1 protein-coding gene is annotated in these 516 nt (G+C 60.5%); it reads left to right on the forward strand.

The window, feature by feature from the left end:
* A partial coding sequence (atpB, locus tag AACY45_RS27935) for a F0F1 ATP synthase subunit A (RefSeq protein WP_339548707.1) occupies positions 1–459 on the forward strand: 459 nt, incomplete at its 5' end.
* Positions 460–516: the final 57 nt, after the last annotated feature.

Here is a 516-nt window from a genome sequence, read left to right on the forward strand (position 1 = left end):
CCGCTGGCGATCCTGCCGGGCCTGCATACCTTTGCGGTGACCAGCCACATTACGGTGACGGCGGTACTGGCGTTCCTCTCGTTCGGCATCGTGCTGGTGGTTGGCTTCGCGACGCATGGCCTGAAGTTCTTCAGCCTGTTCGTTCCGCACGGTGCGCCTGCCTGGCTGATGCCGGTCATCATCCCGGTCGAATTCGTCTCGTTCATGGTGCGCCCCTTCTCGCTCGGTCTGCGACTGTTCGTCGCGATGACGGCTGGGCACATCCTGCTCGAAGTGTTCGGCAGCTTCGTGGTGCAGGGCCTCAATGCGGGCGGCGCGCTTGGGCCTATCGTCAGCGTGCTCAGCTTCGTGATGATCGTCGGGGTCAGCGCGCTGGAGTTGCTGGTGTGTGCGATCCAGGCCTATGTGTTTGCGCTGTTGACGTCGCTGTACCTGCACGACGCGGTGCACCTGCACTAATCTTTTCAATACCCTCACTACGCAATTCTCAAGGAGCCTATCATGGATCATACTTCT

The organism is Pseudomonas sp. RA_35y_Pfl2_P32, from assembly GCF_963970735.1.
Classification (GTDB): Bacteria; Pseudomonadota; Gammaproteobacteria; order Pseudomonadales; family Pseudomonadaceae; genus Aquipseudomonas.